The organism is Micromonospora sp. BQ11 (genome assembly GCF_052068135.1).
Taxonomy (GTDB): Bacteria; Actinomycetota; Actinomycetes; order Mycobacteriales; family Micromonosporaceae; genus Micromonospora.
The window spans coordinates 1-1,580 of the sequence record NZ_JBQHDB010000028.1; the positions used below are offsets into that span (position 1 = coordinate 1).

General features: G+C 63.8%; 1 protein-coding gene. It reads right to left on the reverse strand.

Annotation, left to right across the window (positions count from 1 at the left end; genetic code table 11):
- Window positions 1-1,580: hypothetical protein (locus ACTMSW_RS30655; protein WP_441184281.1), on the reverse strand; the 1,580-nt coding region annotated here is incomplete at its 5' end.

The window sequence follows — 1,580 nt, forward strand, 5'->3', positions numbered from 1 at the left end:
TCAGGCGTGGCAGTCTTTGACGTTGACGCAGTTCTTGGGGTCGTTGTCGGTGACGGTGGACTTGTCGTCGAGTTCGACCTTGCCGTTCTTGTTGAAGATGCCGCCGGCGATCTTGCGGTGGTGGTCGTTCTCGCCGTTGGCCTTGTTGTCCTTGACCTTGGTCTTGTCGAGGGTGACCTTGCCCTTGTTGTTGTAGATGCCGCCGCCGTTCTCGCCGGCGATGTTTTCCTTGATCAGGCTGTCGCGCAGGACCAGGACGGCGTCGAAGTCGTCGTGGTTGCGGTCGTAGTGGTCGTTGCGGTCGTCGCCCTTGTTGTTCTTGTGGTTCTTGTCGTTGTTGTTGTCGTTCTTGGGCTCGCCGTTGAAGATGCCGCCGCCGAAGCGTCCGGCGTGGTTGGCGGCGATGAGGGTGTCGGTGATGGTGGCGCGGCCGACCTTGTCGTCGTCCTTGCGGTCGTCGTCCTTGCGGTCGTCGTCCTTGCGGTCGTTGCGGTTGTTGCGGTCGTCGTCCTTGCGGTCTCCGCCGGTGTTGTAGATGCCGCCGCCGTCCTTGCTGGCGTGGTTCTCGGCGACGGTGACGTGGTCGAGCCGGAGGTCGGTGTTGCGGGCGTAGATGCCGCCGCCGTTCTTGCCGGCGTCGTTGTCCTTGACGAAGGTCCAGCTGACCTCGACGTAGCCGCCGGAGCTGAAGAGGCCACCGCCGTTGTCGTCGGCCTTGTTGCCCTGGATGAGGCTCTTCTCGATCTCGACGTTGCCGGCCTTGTCGCGGTCGTCGCGGCGGTCGTCGTTCTTGCCGTTCTTGTCGCGGTCGTGGCGGCCGTCGTCCTTGCCGTTGGCGATGCCGCCGCCGTTCTTCCCGGCGGTGTTGTCGGTGATCTTCGACTTCTCGATCTCGAGCTGGCCGGCGTTGAAGATGCCGCCGCCGTTGTCGTCGGCCTGGTTGTGGTCGACCTTGCTGAGCTTGAGGGTGACCTTGCCGTAGTTGGCGATCGCGCCGCCGTTGCCGCTGGCGCTGTTGCGGGTCAGGGTGGTCTTCTCCAGGTAGGCGCGGCCGCCCTTCTCGACCAGCAGCGCACCGCCGTCCTCGCCCCGGTCCCGGTCCTTGTCCCGGTCCCGGTCCCGGTCCCGGTCCTTGTCCCGGTCCTTGTCCTCGTCCTTGTCGTGGTTGCGCGAGGAGTTGGTGGAGACGTTGCCGCCGCGGGACTTGAGCGCGGAGGCCAGGAGCTCCTTCAGCCGCTCCGCCTTCTCCTCGCCCTTGTCACCCTTCTTGTCCTTGTCGTCCTTGTCGTCCTTGTCGTTCTTGTCGTTCTTCTTGTCCTTGTCGTCGGCGGCCTTGCCGTCCTTGAGGGTCAGATCCTTCAGGGTCAGGTCACCGCCGTCGGCGACCTTGAAGATCCGGAACGCGTCCTTGGAGTCCCGCTTGATCGTCGCGCCCTGACCCTTGATGACGATCTCCTGCTTGATCACCGGCAGGCCCGTGCGGGACTTCTTGTCGTCCTTGTCGTCGTCGTCCTTGTCGTCGTACTTGTCGTCGTCCTTCTTACCGTCGTCCTTCTTACCGTCGTCCTTCTTACCGTCGT